We start from the raw sequence: 13,682 nt of genomic DNA on the forward strand, positions 1-13,682 counted from the left end.
CCGTCCCCACCCTTCGCCGAACGGGTGGGAATGGGTCATGGTGGAGAAAGGGCACGAGGAGGGGATCCGCGTGCCGCTCCGCTCCGGGAAGGAGCCGACCAGCGTGCTCAGCAGCGATCGCGGGCGCAGGAACAGGACCGCGAGGGCCGTCCTCACGGGCACGCTGCTCGCTGCCGTCCTCGCCGCCGCCGCGGGTACCGGTACGGGCGCCGCGGCCGCCGCCGACGGGGAGCCCGACCCCGCGGGCAGGGTCACGATCGTCTACGAGGACGACGCCATCAAGCCCGAGGACCGCCCGGCCGTCGACGCGCTCCGGCAGTCCCGCGTGCTGGAGCAGTTCGCCGACTGGGCGAACCGGTCGATCGCCCTCCCGCACGACCTGGTCGTCAAGGTCACCGACAAGGTCCCGCCGGGGGTGACGGACGCCGTCACCCAACCCGACGGGCGGACGGTCTTCATCCCGCCGTCGTTCCTGAAGGAGATCGAGCAGTACTCCGACGACGTGGTCAAGACCGTCAAGCGTCCCGCCCTCTTCCCCGAGGACAAGTACAACGCCCGGGACCTGGCCGTGCTCTCCACCCAGTTCATCCTCGGCCACGAGATGGGCCACGCCCTCCAGCGGCAGTTCATGCTGGCGAACCTCGGCCTCGAGGAGGACGCCGCCGACGGGTTCGCGTCGTTCTACACCGTCAACGAGATCGGCCCCGATCCGTCCGTGGCCGCCGCGCTCCTCTTCGACGAGATCGCCCGCAAACAGGGACAGCTCACCCTGGAGGGGTTCGCCAGCGACCACCCCGTCACCCAGCAGCGGGTCTTCAACTTCCTGTGCTACCTGGAGGGCAGCGACCCCAAGAGGTTCGAGGGACCGCTGGTCGGCACCGGCTACCTGCCGAAATCCCGTGCTCCCCTGTGCCCGCAGGCCTGGGCGATGCTCGACCACGGCTGGTGGACCCAACTCCAGCCGCACTTCACCCCGGCGTTCAAGGCCGAGGGCGACAGGGCCCGGGCGGACGCCCGCGACAAGCTGGTCGCCGAGACGAAGGCCTTCGCGGAGAAGCTCGACGAGTTCCGCACGTCCCAGTGACCAGAGGTCTGTCAGAGCCGCGCCGGGGCGGTCCGGAACCCTCCCCGGCTTCCGGACCGCCGAACCGGCCCATCGGCTGCGCGGCGTCAGAACGCGTAGACGGGACTGTCGTTCAGCGTCGTGGACATCACGCACGGGTTGGAGAAGGTGTGCTTCCAGGCGACGCGCCTGCCCTGCAAGACGCCGTCGGCCGTGACCGTGACGGGGTCGAAGTACATCGGGCAGACCCGCGACGGGTTCGGCGCCGCCAGCAGGCGGTCGAGTTCGCCGTCGGTGGCGTTGAGGGCGTCGCACGCGGCCCTCGGGTCGGGGTGGGTGCCCTCCGCGGTGTAGGCGCAGGTGAGGGTGGAGGCGCGCAGGACGGTGTCCGTGGGCGCGCCGGACCCCTGGGCGATGGTGAAGACCATCGCGGACGGGCCGTGCGCACGGGCGGGTTGAGCCTCCGCGAGACCGGTGCTGCCCGCGAGGCAGAGAAGGCTCAGGGCGGATACGGCGACGATGTGGTGACGCATGACAGGATTCGCCTTCGATTCAAGGTTGATTGCGGTTCGATGCCTGTGATCTGACGCTCAACTGAAGACGAGCCTGGCAGGTCCCAAGGGCGGTCGCCAATGGGTGGTCGATTTACGGACAGGTCATTCGGATAGCGGACGTCGGAGGGTGTTCGCGCAGCTGGCGGGGCACGTCCCGGGCCCGAGCGGGCCGGGCGCCCGGTGCTTTCTGCCTGGTGACGGCGGTGCCCGGTCCTCCGCGTCCTCGTGCAGCGTGACGGAAATGGAGGCGGTCCCGCGGTCCGGCGGTCCCCGCCGTCACCGGCGGCCGCGGGGGGCCCGGGCTCAGACGTGGAGTTCCTGCGGGAAGCCGGTCCAGCGGAGCTCGGCCGGGAGGTGGCCGGTGTCGTTGAAGAGGAGGACCGCCGGAGGCCGGTCGGGGGCGTAACGGATCACAGTCAGGGCCGCGTTGGCATGGTTGATGCCCATCCAGCGCCACTCGGGCGCGGCGAACGCGGCCCGGACGAGCCACCCCACGAGGAAGTTGTGGGTGACGACCAGCTCGTGGCGCGGTGCGTCGCCGGCGACCGGCCCGGTGAACGCCGCGAGCGCCGCCGCCGCGAGCCCGGGGCCCTGCTCGCGCTCCTCGGCCGTGAACCCACTCAGGAACCCCGTCCAGGCGTCGGCCGCCTCCGGCGGCAGTTCCTCACGCGACGGCAGGTGGGGGAGGTAGTCGCCGGCCGTCTCGCAGCGGTGGCGGGGAACACCCTCCAGCTGTTCGCCGATCAGCCGGGCGGTCTCCTCGGCCCGGGCGAGCGGCCCGTGGTGGATCGCCGTCAGCGGGACGCCGCGCAGCCGCCGGCCGAGCAGGACCGCCTGCCGACGACCCGCGTCCGTCAGTTCGCTCTCGTCCGAGGACGCCTCGCCGTGGCGGGTGAGATAGAGGTAGCGGGCTGCCGTACCGGTCATGGGGGCGTCCTCCGAAGAAGTCGATCTTGTGGACTCACGAAGACGCCGCCCGGCGCGGGCCGGTTCCACCCACCCGCCCGGCCACCGCGCCGCCACGTCGCCGGTCGCGCCGCATCGTCCCGGCGCCCACGGGGCATGAGGCCTGAACCGCAAGCGGCGGCCACGGCCTGCTCAGCGGGCGGGGAGCCCCGGCGGGAGCGTGTCCGCCGCGCCCCGGTCGTCGACGCGGACCGTCAGGTGCGGCCAGTGCTCGCGCCACCGCTCCACCTCGTCGGCGGTCAAGGACCAGCGCGAACGCAGGCCTTCGTCCGGCAGGAAGCGGATGCGGGTCCCCGTGGTCCCGTCCGCCGCGACGTCCTGCAGTCCGGTCACCGGAACGCCGTGCTCATAGCGGCGGCTCCAGGACCCGTTGAGCCGGCGGTTGGTGTGGACCAGCCACTCGCTGAGGGCTGCGACGACGGACATGCCGCGCCGGGGATGTCCGTCCGGCAGCCGCTCCGACTCCGGCGAGTCGAAGAACCGCAGGTCCTTCGTGGCCATGACCGGCTTCTTGACCACGTGGCCCCGTTCGTCGACCCGGGTGTCGGTGCCCCGCCCATCGTCCTGCACCGACACGGAGCCGTCGGGGTGCAGCGTGATCACACACTGTCCACCGCCCCGGGCCGCCGCCTCGTCGGCCGCGTAGGCAACGGTTTCGAGAACGAGGTGTGCGGGCCCGCCCGGCGCGAACTCCGCAGGGGCCCGGCGTATCCGGGCGAGATGGTCCGCGTCCACGGTGCCGGTCCAGTCGTGCGTGGTGTTGACCCATGAGGCCCTCGATCCGTCCATCGGGCAAGTATCCGTGCCCGGTCACGCGGTTCACCGGGCCCGGCCGTGTTCGCTTTCCGGTCGCTTTGCGTAGGGTGACGCCATGTCTGCCACTCTGAGCTCCGCCAAGGCCGCTGCCGCACTCCGCAGTTCGGCACGGATTTCCGCAGAACTGCTGGTGGTCGGGGTGATGTCGGCGGCGGCCCTGTGGGTGCTCAGCAGGATGTGGTCGGTCGTCTGGCCGCTCATAATCGCCCTGTTCCTCACCACGCTGACCTGGCCCCTGGCCGACTTCCTGCGTCGACGGGGGTGGCGGCCCGCCCTGGCGGCATCCACGGTGACCGTCCTGTCCCTTCTGGTGGCCGCCGGCATCGTGGCGCTGATCGCCGTCCCCGTGGCCTCCCAGTCGGGTGAACTGGTCGACGGCGTCACCGAGGGCATCCAACGACTGCGCGAGTGGGCGGCCGGGCCGCCGTTGAACATCGGCGACGACCAGATCGCCGGTGCCTCCGACGCGGCGATGGACCGCCTCCAGAACAGCGTGGGAAGCGCGGTCTCCACCGTCGCCACCGGGGTGAGCACCGTCTTCAACGGGCTGGTCACCGCCGTCCTGGCGCTCTTCCTGATGTTCTTCTTCCTCAAGGACGGCCCCCGTTTCCTGCCCTGGCTCACCCGTCAGCTCCCGGGCCGCCTCGCCACTGACGTTCCGGTCGTGGCGGCTCGTAGCTGGGCGACGCTCGGTTCGTTCGTCCGGTCCCAGGCCTTCGTCGGGCTGCTCGACGCGGTGTTCATCGGCCTGGGCCTGTGGATCGTAGGGGTGCCCCTGGTGCTGCCCCTGGCCGTTCTGACCTTCGTATCGGCGTTCGTGCCGATCGTGGGCGCCCTGTTCGCCGGCCTGGTGGCGGTGCTCATCGCCCTGGTGTCGAACGGTCCGGCCGACGCCCTGATCGTCCTGGCCATCATCGTCGCGGTGCAGCAGCTCGAAGGCAACGTGTTCCAACCCATGATCCAGAGCCGCAGCCTCGGCCTCCACGCAGCGGTGGTCCTCCTGGCCGTCACCCTGGGAGGCAGCCTGGCAGGCGTCGTGGGCAGCCTGCTGGCCGTACCGGTGGCCGCACTCATCGCAGTCGTCTGGAACTACCTGCGCGAGCAGCTCAGCGAACCGGTACCCGGGCCGGAAGCCGAAGAGGGGCCTCCCGCCGCTCCCGGCCCGTCCTGAGCGCCGACGGACCGGCCCCCGGCAGGGTGTGAACGGCGCCCGCCCGGGCAGGCGAACCGTCCGGGGACAGGCCGGTGGCAGCCCGACGCCGCCGCGGGTCTCCGCGCAGTACGGACCTTCGACAGCAGGAGGGCGATCGTCATGGCGCCCCACCGACACCAGCACTACCGCAACGCGCGCGCCGCCGACCGGCAGGCGCGCGCGGCCGCCGCCCGCTGGCGGCACGACGGCAGCGAACCCCAGTGGGCCCGGAGCGATCTCAAGCTCCGCCGCCTGCTCTCCCTGATCTTCGCACCGGTCTTCGCGCTGCTCGGCGCCCTCATGCTGGTGCTCGGGTCCGGGACGACCGCCGACGCGGACCCGCCGCGGACCGTCTTCACGGTTCTGGCCGTCTGCTGCTTCCTGCTCGCCCTCGTGGCCGTGGCGGACCTGTACGTCATCGCGCGCCGCCGACGCGAAGAGCGACGCTGGCACCGCACTCCGTGACACGGTCGCCCCGCGGTCCTCGGGACGCGCCCGTGTGCCACGGGAGGCGGCGGGTAGCCGCATGCCATGAACGGTAAGCAGCGGGTGGACCGCATCGCCGAGCCGTGGGGCTCCCGCACCCCGTACGCCCGGCACCGACCGTGGCCGGGCCGCCGTGACCTGTACCTGAAGGAGGGTGTGGCGCCCCAGGACGTGGAGCGGTGGGTGCAGAGCGCGTCCATCCTCCACTCCGACGGCGACGCCATGGACATCGCGGTCGTGGACGACGCGATCGTCGGCGTCCGCGGCCGGCTGGCGGACCGGGTCAACCGGGGCCGACTGGGCCCCAAGGACGCGTTCGGCTGGCAGGCCAACGCCTCTCCCGACCGGCTCACCCGGCCCCTCGTCCGGCGCGGCGGCCGGCTGGTCGAGACGGACTGGGACACGGCGATGGAGCAGGTCACCGCCCGTTCCCGGGAGCTGCTCGACGAGCGGGGCCCCGGTTCCATCGGGTTCTACACCTCGGGCCAGCTGTTCCTCGAGGAGTACTACACCCTCGCCGTCCTGGCCCGGGCCGGCATCGGTACGAACCACGTGGACGGCAACACGCGCCTGTGCACCGCGACGGCGGCGGAGGCGCTCAAGGAGTCGTTCGGCTGCGACGGCCAGCCGGGCAGCTACGACGACATCGACCACGCCGACGTCATCGCGCTGTTCGGCCACAACGTGGCCGAGACCCAGCCCGTGCAGTGGATGCGCATCCTGGACCGGCTGGAAGGCACCGATCCGCCACGGCTGGTCTGCGTGGACCCCCGCCCCACGCAGGTGGCCCGTCGGGCCGCCGTGCACCTGGCCCCCCGCGCCGGCACGAACGTGCCGCTGCTCAATGCGCTCCTGCACGAGGTCATCCGTACCGGCCGCATCGACCGCGACTACATCGAGGCCCACACCGTCGGCTTCGACGAACTCGCCACCGCTGTGAAGGACTGCGGCCCGCACTGGGCGGCCGGCATCTGCGACGTTCCCGCAGCGAGGATCTCGGAGGCGGCCGAGCTGCTCGGTACGGCGGACCGGCTGCTGTCCACCGTGCTCCAGGGCGTCTACCAGTCCCACCAGGCGACGGCGGCGGCCGTGCAGGTCAACAACCTGCACCTGATCCGGGGCATGCTGGGACGCCCCGGGGCCGGGGTACTGCAGATGAACGGGCAGCCCACCGCGCAGAACACCCGTGAGTGCGGTGCCAACGGCGACCTGCCTGGCTTCCGCAACTGGGAGAACGACGAGCACGTGGCCGACCTGGCGAGGGTGTGGAACGTCGAGCCCTCGAAGATCCCCCACTACGCGCCGCCGACGCACGCCATGCAGATGTTCCGGTACGCCGAGCAGGGCTCCCTCCGGATGCTCTGGATCAGCGGCACGAACCCGGCCGTCTCACTGCCCGAACTGTCCCGGATACGCTCGCTGCTCTCCCGGGAACGGCTCTTCGTCGTCGTCCAGGACCTCTTCCTGACGGAGACGGCACAGCTGGCCGACGTCGTGCTGCCGACGGCGACCTGGGGCGAGAAGACCGGCACGTTCACCAACGCCGACCGCACGGTCCACCTGTCCGACAAGGCCGTGGAGCCGCCTGGACTGGCCAGGACCGACCTCGACATCTTCCTCGACTACGCCCGCCGGATGGACTTCCGCGACAAGGACGGCGGCGCGCTGATCCACTGGCACGACGCGGAGTCGGCGTTCGAGGCGTGGAAGCGGTGCAGTGCCGGCCGGCCGTGCGACTACACCGGTCTGTCGTACGACAGACTGCGCGGCGGCAGCGGCATCCAATGGCCGTGCAACGAGGAGGCCCCCGAGGGCACGGACCGGCTCTACGGTGACGGGATCGCGTGGGCCCACCCCGACGCCTGCGAGTCGTACGGCAAGGACCTGGTCACCGGTGCCGCCGTGTCGGTGGTGGAGTACCGGTCGCTCAACCCCGACGGCAAAGCGGTGATCAAAGCCGCGGAATACCTGCCACCGCACGAGCCGGCGGACGCGGACCACCCGTTCCAGCTGACCACCGGCCGCACCCTCTACCACTTCCACACCCGGACCAAGACGGGCCGCGTGCCGCAGCTGAACGCCGCGGCTCCGGACGTGTGGGTGGAGATGTCCCCGTACGACGCGGCCGCACTGGACCTCGACGAGGGCGATCTGGTCGAGGTCAGCAGTCCGCGCGGTGCGCTGCGCGGCCGGTTGCGGATCTCCGGCATCCGCCCCGGGCTGGTCTTCGTACCGTTCCACTACGGCTACTGGGACACCGAGCACGGCACCGGACCGGACGGGTCGAATCCCGGCCGGGCGGCGAACGAGGCCACGATCACCGACTGGGACCCCGCCTCGAAGCAGCCGCTGTTCAAGACCGCCGCCGCCGCGGTCAGGCTCGTCGAGAAGGGCGACGGCCGCCCTTCCCCCGCCCCCACCACCACCGCATCGGCGCCCGCGCGGCCCGACGGGGTGCCCGCCACCCGCGGGGGTCCCGCGGCCGCGGTGATCGAGGACCGGCAACCCGGCGGCCACGACCCCGACCGCCACGACCCCGACCGCCCCGACCCCGGCCGCCACGCCCCCGACCGTGACCAGCCCACGGGAGGCGCTCAGTGAACGCGAAGCCCGCAAGCGACGGCATCATCACGACACTGCGCGCGCTGCACCACGGCGAGCGCGATCTGGCCGCGGAACTGGCCGCGGTGGCCGAGCGGCACCGTGCGGAACACGAGGTGCACCACATCGCGAAGGACCTTGCGACGTGGTCCGACGAGCACAGCCGTCGACTGTCCGAGACGGGCTCCCACTACGGCCTGGATCTCGGGACGCCGTCGGCCGGCCCCTGCCGCGACGCACGGCGACGGGACGGGGGCAGCCGTCCGAGCCGCCCGCCAGCATCATGGACCCGGGCCTGCTCCTCCTGGACGACCTGCGCGGCCTGCATCTGGGCGCGGCCGGCAACTCGCTGTACTGGGAGATGCTCGCCCAGGCCGCCCGAGCGGCGCGGGACGAGCGCCTGCTGCAACTGTCGTCCTCCTGCCACCCCCGGACGCTGCGCCAGATGCGCTGGACCAACAGCCTGATCAAAAACCTCTCCCCCCAGATCCTGAACAGCCGGTGATGACCGGCGCGGGCAGCACCCGCACCGCTCCACGCGCGCCCCGCCGCGAAGGCAGGCCGAAAGGGCCTGCGTGCTTGCCGCGGGGACGGACGTGTGCTTGACGCGGGGGCGGTGGGGCGACAGCCTGGCCCGGTGTTACCGGCAGGTACGGGCGAAGGGGTGGACATGGACAGGGACGACGCGGAGCTGATGTTCCAGGGAGTCGAGCGGCAGGCCGAGCTGGTGCGCACCGGCAAGATCACCTCCCGCGCCCTCGTCGAGGCCGCGTTGCGCCGCATCGCGCGGCTCGACCCCGCACTCGGGGCCTTCCGGGTCGTCCTCGCCGAGCAGTCGCTGGCGGAGGCCGACGCCCGCGACGCGCAGGCGGAGCGGACGTACGGCCCGCTCCACGGCGTGCCCGTCGCCGTGAAGGACGAACTCGACGTCGCCGGACAGGTCACCACCTTCGGCGGCGCCGCCAACCGCACCCCCGTCGCCGCCGACTCCGAGGCCGTACGCCGACTGCGCGCCGCCGGGGCCGTCGTCATAGGCAAGACGACGATGCCGGAGTTCGGGCAGTGGCCCTTCACCGAGTCCGTCACCCACGGCGCCGCCCACAACCCCTGGGACACCACCCGGACCCCCGGCGGCTCCAGTGGCGGCAGCGCCGCCGCCGTCGCGGCCGGCCTGGTCGGCGCGGCGCTCGGCGGGGACGGCGGCGGCTCCATCCGGATCCCGGCCGCCTGCTGCGGTCTGTTCGGCCTCAAGCCCCAGCGCGGCCGTGTCTCCACCGCCCCGAACCCCCACCTCTGGTACGCCCTCGGCACCGTGGGACCGCTGACCCGCAGCGTCCGCGATGCCGCCCTGCTCTACGACGTCCTCGCCGGCACCACCCCCGCCGACCGCTGGAGCGCCCGACCCGTCGCCACCGGCTGGGTCCGGGCCCTGGAAACCCCGCCCGGCCGACTGCGCATCGGGTACTCCGCCAAACCCGCCGTGCCCGGGGTCCGCCCGCACCCCGAACACGTCGGGGCCCTGCTGGAGACCGTACGGGCGCTGCGCGAACTCGGCCACGACGTGCGGGAGGTCACACCCCGCTACCCCGACGCGACGGCCCCGTTCGCCGCGCAGTTCTGCGGCGGGGTGCGCGCGGAGGCCGCCGCCGTCGAACGGCCCGACCTGCTGGAGCCGCGCACCCGGAGCACCCTCGCGCTCGCCCGCCTGGTCCCCGAATCCGCCGTGGAACGCGGGGTCCGGGCGGGGGAGCGGCTCGCGGACCGCGCCGACCGGATGTTCACCTCCATGGACCTGCTGCTGACCCCGGTCATCGCCGCCCGCCCGCGCCCGGTGGGCGCGCTGGACGGCGCCGGCCTGCTGACCGCGCTGGCGCGCTCCCGCCCGATGGTCGCCTACACCGCGCTGTGGAACGTCACCGGCCACCCGGCGGCGTCCGTGCCCGCCGGCTTCGCCGCGGACGGGTTGCCGCTCGCCGTGCAACTGGTGGGCCGCCGCGACGAAGAGGTGTCGGTGCTGAGGGTCGCGGCGCAGCTGGAGGAGATCCGGCCGTGGGCGGAGCACCGCCCGAGGCTGCCGAACGCCTGACCACGGGCGGGCGTACGAACGCCTCCGTACGCGTTTCAGGGCTCGGTTCGCCTCCGGCGGCGCTTCCTGCCGGCTCCAGGCGGGCGTACGTCCTCGGAACCGCTCGTGCCTCGCGGTTCCTCCGGGCGCTCGCCCGCCTTCGCCGGCGCGCCGCCTTCGGCTCACTCGCCGGGCGGAGGCGCTCGCACGGCGCGTACGAAGGCGGCTACTTCACCGAGCCCGCCATCACGCCCTGCACGAAGTGCCGTTGGAAGGCGAAGAACACCACCAGCGGGACCACCAGGGACAGGAACGCCCCCGGTGCGAGGACACCGATGTTGCTGCCGAACTGCCGCATCTGGGACTGCAGCGCCACCGTGAGCGGCTGCGAGCCGTTGTCCGCGAAGAGCAGCGCCACGAGCATGTCGTTCCAGACCCAGAGGAACTGGAAGATGGCCAGGCTCGCGATGGCCGGGCGGCCGAGCGGCAGCACGAGCCGGGAGAAGATCCGCCACTCGCTGCCGCCGTCCATCCGGGCGGCCTCCAGCATCTCGCGCGGGATCTCGGCGAAGTAGTTGCGCAACAGGAAGATCGCGAACGGCAGCCCGTAGGCGACGTGGAAGAGCACGACGCCCGCGACCGTACCGAACAGGCCGACCGCGCCGAAGAGTTTGGCCACGGGGAGCAGCCCGATCTGCACGGGCACCACGAGCAGTCCGACGACGACCAGGAACACGCCGTCCCGGCCGGGGAACTCCAGCCAGGCGAAGGCGTATCCGGCGAGTGCCGCGATGACGACCACCAGGACGGTGGTCGGTACGGAGATCAGGACGGTGTTCCAGAACGCCGCTCCGATTCCCGAATCCCGCAGCAGGGCGGTGTAGTTGTCCAGGGAGAGCTGCGAGGGGTCGGTGAGCGCGGTCCACCAGCCGTCGGTGGCGTTGTCCTGCTCGGAGCGCAGGGAGGACAGCAGCAGACCCGCCAGTGGTGTGATCCAGACGAGGGCGACCAGGATCAGGACGACCTGGACGGCCGAACTGCCCAGGAGGCGCGAGAGCCGTCCCCCGCGGCGCCGTCCGGGCGCGGAGGAGGGCGCCGACGCGGAGGGCGCCGGGTGGGGCGCCGCGGAGGGCGCCGGCGAGGACGTGGGGGACGGCGAGGGCCCGTGCCGCTCGACGGTGCTGTGGCCGCTCATGCTCCACTCCTTCGGAAACGCCGGACGTTGAAGATCATCGCCGGGACGACGAGCAGCAGGAGCACCATGCTGAGGGCGCTGCCGAGCCCCTGGTCGTTGCCGCCGCCGAAGGACACCAGCCACATGCGGGTGGCCAGGACGTTCGCCTCCTCCTGGACCGGTCCGGGCGCGATGATCCACACCAGGTCGAAGACCTTCATCACGTTGATCACCAGGGTCACGAAGACGACGGTGAGCACCGGTGCGAGCAGCGGCACGGTGATCTTGCGGAAGATCTGTCCCTCGGTGGCGCCGTCCATCCGCGCCGCCTCCAGCGCGTCCCGCGGGACGGCCGCGAGGCCGGCGCCGATCAGGACCATCGAGAAGCCGGTCCAGACCCACAGGTAGGCGCCGATGATGGCCGGTGTCACCAGCGCGGGACCGAGCCAGTCCACACCCTGGTACGGGGCCGCGAAGTTGGCCGCGGGCAGCCGGACGGTGTAGTCGCCGTCGTCGAGGCCGGTCAGGCGGAAGGTGCCGTCGTCGGCCGTGGTGGCGGTCGCGGCGACCCGGCCGTCCCGGACGGCCTCGACCTCCATGCCGGGCAGCCCCTTCTCGCCGGGGTCGACCCGGCCCGGCGTGCCCGCGCCGCCGGGGGCGAAGTCGAGGTAGACCACGCCCCCGATCGCGTCCGTGCCGGGAGCGTCGGCGGCCGCGTCCGCCGCGGCGGCCTTCGCGCCGGGCGGCAGGGCGTCGGGGGCCACCCCGATGAACCCGAGGCCGAGCGAGCCCCCGGGCCGCACGGTCGCCGCGGTGCTGTACGGGCCGCCGGCCCCGCCTGTCAGGCCGTGGCCCTCCCGGGCGCGGGCCGTCGGATACGCGGCGGCGTCGTCGAAGCCGTCGTGGACCCCCACCACGGCGGCGTTGAGGACGCCCCGGTCCGGGTCCTGTTCGTAGGCGAGCCGGAAGATGATGCCGGCGGCGAGGAAGGACACGGCCATCGGCAGGAAGAGGACCAGCTTGAACGCGGTCGCCCAGCGGACCTTCTCGGTGAGCACGGCGAGCAGCAGGCCGAGTCCGGTGAGCAGGGTGGGGGCGACGACGACCCAGATGGCGCTGTTGCGGATCGCCTTGAGGGTGGCCGGGTCCTGCACGATCGCCGCGTAGTTCGCGGCTCCGACGAACCGGTCGCCGTCCGCGTCGAAGAGGCTGCGGCCGAAGGAGAAGAGGACGGGATAGACGACCAGCGCGCCGAGCAGCAGCAGGGCCGGCAGGACGAAGACGACCGCGAGGCGGCGCTTCCTGCGCTGGGCCCGGCGCCGCCCGTCGGCCGCGGGGCGGACGGTCACGGTGTCAGCCATGTCGGTCGCCTCAGTTCCCGTAGGCCTTGGCGGCCTCGGCCTCGAGCTTCGCGGCGGTGCCCTGCGGGTCCGAGGGGTCGCGCAGGAAGTCCTGGAGGAGCTTCCACTCGCCCGCGCCCTTGGTGCCGCCGAACGCTGCCGGGGCCTGGTCCGACATGTCGAAGCGAATCGAATTGCCCGCCGCGATGAGAGAGTTGGCGGTGCTGCGCGTGGTGTCGTCGCCGTACTTGGCGAAGTCGACCTCGTTGTTGGGGGACAGGAAGCCGCCGGCGCCCGCCCAGACCTCGGCCGCCTCGGCGCTCGCGAGGAACTCGACCAGTTTCATGCCGGCCGTGCCGTTCTTGCCGTCCTTCAGGACGACCGCGGCGTCACCGCCGCTGACGACCGGCGCCCTGCCCCCGTCGACCGACGGGAAGGGGAAGAATTTGGCGTCCTGGCCGAGCTTCTTGCCGAACTGGCCCTTGGCGACGCCGCCGACGAAGTCGCCCTCGTAGACCATGCCCGCCTTGGGCTCCGGGCCGAAGACCTGCGCGACCGAGGAGGGGAAGTCGGTCCCCAGCGCGGCCTGGGCCCCGCCGGCGACGAGCTGCTCGTCCTTGAACAGGTCGCCGAGGGTGGTCAGCGCCCGCACCACGCTCTCGTCGGTCCACTTCAGCCGGTGCTGGGCGAGCTGGTCGTACTTCTCCGGTCCGGCCTGGGAGAGGTAGACGTTCTCGAACCAGTCGGTGAGGGTCCAGCCGTCCTCGCCGGCTATGGCGAAGGCCGGGCGGCCGGAGTCCGCGAGGGTGCGGCCGGCCTTCAGCATGTCGCTGTAGCTCTTGGGCTCGGTGACACCGGCCTGGGCGAAGGCCTCGGGGGCGTACCAGACGGTCGACTTGTGAGCGGCCTTGAAGTACAGGCCGTAGTACTGGCCGTCGACGGTGCCGTAGTCCTTCCACACCGGGGCGAGGGTGGACCCGGCCGTCTGGGCGGTCCGGTCGGACAGGGGCCGGAGCCAGCCCTTCTTCGCGAACTGCTGCAGCACGCCCACCTGGGGCACCATCACCACGTCGGGTGCGTTGCCGCCTTCGATCTTGCTCCCGACGAAGGTGGAGACGTTGTCGCCGGAAGGGACGAACACCGTCCGGGCACCGGTCTTCTGGGTGAAGGCGTCGAGGACCTTCTTGAAGCTCTGCTGTTCGGCTCCGGTCCAGACGCCGGCGACGGTGACGGTCTGGCTGCCGAGTTCGCCGCCGCTCGCGGGTCCGGTGGTGCCGCCGCAGGCGGTGGCGCCGAGGGCGAGGGCGAGAGCGGCCGTCGCGGTGGCGGTGCTCCGGCGGGTCGTGGTGCGCGGTCGTCGCATGGGGAGTCCTCTCGGGGAAGTGCGGGGCTGGGAAAGGAGGGCTGCTGCGGGGGTGCGTTCTC

The 13,682-nt window shown here is 72.4% G+C and carries 12 protein-coding genes and 1 pseudogene; 6 read left to right on the forward strand and 7 right to left on the reverse strand.

The window, feature by feature from the left end; translation table 11 throughout:
- Window positions 1–103: 103 nt before the first annotated feature.
- The gene (locus AC2RP6_RS35745) at window positions 104–1,084 is read left to right on the forward strand and encodes a DUF4344 domain-containing metallopeptidase (protein ID WP_486449967.1); all 981 of its coding nucleotides are present in this window, start codon (window positions 104–106) and stop codon (window positions 1,082–1,084) included.
- A gap of 86 nt (window positions 1,085–1,170) precedes the next feature.
- Here the strand turns inward: AC2RP6_RS35745 and AC2RP6_RS35750 are convergent, their stop codons facing one another.
- The 3 genes from AC2RP6_RS35750 to AC2RP6_RS35760 form a co-directional block, all read right to left on the reverse strand.
- Complete coding sequence (locus AC2RP6_RS35750) at window positions 1,171–1,596, reverse strand: subtilase-type protease inhibitor (protein WP_486449968.1); 426 nt, start codon at window positions 1,594–1,596, stop codon at window positions 1,171–1,173.
- A 324-nt stretch (window positions 1,597–1,920) separates the two neighbouring features.
- Complete coding sequence (locus tag AC2RP6_RS35755) at window positions 1,921–2,544, reverse strand: histidine phosphatase family protein (RefSeq protein WP_486449969.1); 624 nt, start codon at window positions 2,542–2,544, stop codon at window positions 1,921–1,923.
- A gap of 171 nt (window positions 2,545–2,715) precedes the next feature.
- Window positions 2,716–3,372 (reverse strand): ATP-binding protein, encoded by a 657-nt coding sequence (locus AC2RP6_RS35760; RefSeq protein ID WP_486449970.1) that lies wholly within the window; start codon window positions 3,370–3,372, stop codon window positions 2,716–2,718.
- 82 nt (window positions 3,373–3,454) lie between these two features.
- Here AC2RP6_RS35760 and AC2RP6_RS35765 point away from each other — a divergent pair, with 82 nt between their 5' ends.
- The 3 genes from AC2RP6_RS35765 to AC2RP6_RS35775 all read left to right on the forward strand — a co-directional run bounded on the left by AC2RP6_RS35765 (window position 3,455) and on the right by AC2RP6_RS35775 (window position 7,678).
- Entirely contained in the window at window positions 3,455–4,570 is a 1,116-nt protein-coding gene (locus AC2RP6_RS35765) for an AI-2E family transporter (protein WP_486449971.1), read from the forward strand.
- 141 nt (window positions 4,571–4,711) lie between these two features.
- Window positions 4,712–5,056: a DUF6343 family protein gene (locus AC2RP6_RS35770; RefSeq protein ID WP_486449972.1), complete on the forward strand. Its 345-nt coding sequence runs from the start codon at window positions 4,712–4,714 to the stop codon at window positions 5,054–5,056.
- Window positions 5,057–5,122: 66 nt separating this feature from the next.
- On the forward strand, window positions 5,123–7,678 hold the full coding sequence (locus tag AC2RP6_RS35775) for a molybdopterin oxidoreductase family protein (protein WP_486449973.1): 2,556 nt from the start codon (window positions 5,123–5,125) through the stop codon (window positions 7,676–7,678).
- Here AC2RP6_RS35775 and AC2RP6_RS35780 read toward each other — a convergent pair.
- Window positions 7,672–7,839, reverse strand: a complete 168-nt coding sequence (locus AC2RP6_RS35780) for a hypothetical protein (protein ID WP_486450594.1) — start codon at window positions 7,837–7,839, stop codon at window positions 7,672–7,674. The genes AC2RP6_RS35775 and AC2RP6_RS35780 overlap by 7 nt on opposite strands.
- Between AC2RP6_RS35780 and AC2RP6_RS35785 the strand changes: the two are divergent.
- A pseudogene (locus AC2RP6_RS35785) lies at window positions 7,765–8,183 on the forward strand (hypothetical protein). The gene AC2RP6_RS35780 and the pseudogene AC2RP6_RS35785 sit on opposite strands and share 75 nt — an antisense overlap.
- A gap of 165 nt (window positions 8,184–8,348) precedes the next feature.
- Window positions 8,349–9,764 carry an amidase gene (locus AC2RP6_RS35790; protein ID WP_486449974.1) on the forward strand — a complete coding sequence of 472 codons (1,416 nt, stop codon included), beginning with the start codon at window positions 8,349–8,351 and terminating at the stop codon, window positions 9,762–9,764.
- Between the two features lie 205 nt (window positions 9,765–9,969).
- On the opposite strand, the gene AC2RP6_RS35795 is transcribed toward AC2RP6_RS35790, so the two are convergent.
- From AC2RP6_RS35795 to AC2RP6_RS35805, 3 genes are read right to left on the reverse strand one after another with little or no spacing between them, the layout of a single operon-like run.
- Window positions 9,970–10,938, reverse strand: coding sequence for a carbohydrate ABC transporter permease (locus AC2RP6_RS35795; protein ID WP_486449975.1), 969 nt, complete (start codon window positions 10,936–10,938; stop codon window positions 9,970–9,972).
- On the reverse strand, window positions 10,935–12,278 hold the full coding sequence (locus AC2RP6_RS35800; protein ID WP_486449976.1) for an ABC transporter permease: 1,344 nt from the start codon (window positions 12,276–12,278) through the stop codon (window positions 10,935–10,937). The genes AC2RP6_RS35795 and AC2RP6_RS35800 overlap by 4 nt, the downstream gene beginning before the upstream one ends.
- A gap of 10 nt (window positions 12,279–12,288) precedes the next feature.
- Entirely contained in the window at window positions 12,289–13,620 is a 1,332-nt protein-coding gene (locus tag AC2RP6_RS35805) for an ABC transporter substrate-binding protein (protein WP_486449977.1), read from the reverse strand.
- Window positions 13,621–13,682: the final 62 nt, after the last annotated feature.

This window comes from Streptomyces sp. WAC03905 (assembly GCF_057371075.1).

What these genes read in the sequence shown, in the direction of transcription:
- AC2RP6_RS35750 (WP_486449968.1), bottom strand. Translation starts at nt 1,596, where the DNA reads ATGCGTCACCACATCGTCGCCGTATCCGCCCTGAGCCTTCTCTGCCTC.
- AC2RP6_RS35755 (WP_486449969.1), bottom strand. Translation starts at nt 2,544, where the DNA reads ATGACCGGTACGGCAGCCCGCTACCTCTATCTCACCCGCCACGGCGAG.
- AC2RP6_RS35760 (WP_486449970.1), bottom strand. Translation starts at nt 3,372, where the DNA reads ATGGACGGATCGAGGGCCTCATGGGTCAACACCACGCACGACTGGACC.
- AC2RP6_RS35765 (WP_486449971.1), top strand. Translation starts at nt 3,455, where the DNA reads ATGTCTGCCACTCTGAGCTCCGCCAAGGCCGCTGCCGCACTCCGCAGT.
- AC2RP6_RS35770 (WP_486449972.1), top strand. Translation starts at nt 4,712, where the DNA reads ATGGCGCCCCACCGACACCAGCACTACCGCAACGCGCGCGCCGCCGAC.
- AC2RP6_RS35775 (WP_486449973.1), top strand. Translation starts at nt 5,123, where the DNA reads ATGAACGGTAAGCAGCGGGTGGACCGCATCGCCGAGCCGTGGGGCTCC.
- AC2RP6_RS35790 (WP_486449974.1), top strand. Translation starts at nt 8,349, where the DNA reads ATGGACAGGGACGACGCGGAGCTGATGTTCCAGGGAGTCGAGCGGCAG.
- AC2RP6_RS35795 (WP_486449975.1), bottom strand. Translation starts at nt 10,938, where the DNA reads ATGAGCGGCCACAGCACCGTCGAGCGGCACGGGCCCTCGCCGTCCCCC.
- AC2RP6_RS35800 (WP_486449976.1), bottom strand. Translation starts at nt 12,278, where the DNA reads ATGGCTGACACCGTGACCGTCCGCCCCGCGGCCGACGGGCGGCGCCGG.
- AC2RP6_RS35805 (WP_486449977.1), bottom strand. Translation starts at nt 13,620, where the DNA reads ATGCGACGACCGCGCACCACGACCCGCCGGAGCACCGCCACCGCGACG.